At 39.8% G+C, this 231-nt stretch carries 1 protein-coding gene; it reads right to left on the minus strand.

Annotated elements, in window-relative coordinates; translation table 11 throughout:
• Positions 1 to 23: 23 nt before the first annotated feature.
• On the minus strand, positions 24 to 231 hold a 208-nt coding region (locus tag KVT38_RS34375), incomplete at its 5' end, for a hypothetical protein (RefSeq protein WP_217598165.1).

Here is a 231-nt window from a genome sequence, read left to right on the forward strand (position 1 = left end):
ATTATAAAATTAACAAATAGTCATCACACGTCAGCAGGAGCAGCCTCGTCAACAATGGTTATGGTTGGTCCTTTTCTTAACTTTTCCAAAGCAGCCTTAACATGAGTCTGAATCGACTCAAGCCGTGTTGAATAAATCTCCAAACCCCTAATCTTCTCTTCCCTCCATTTCTCATCTCCCATTTCTTCTTCTTCTTCTTCAAACGACGCCGTTTTCAATATCCATTTCACT

The sequence above is a fragment of the Cohnella sp. GbtcB17 genome (assembly GCF_019091135.1).
GTDB lineage: Bacteria > Bacillota > Bacilli > Paenibacillales > Paenibacillaceae > Cohnella.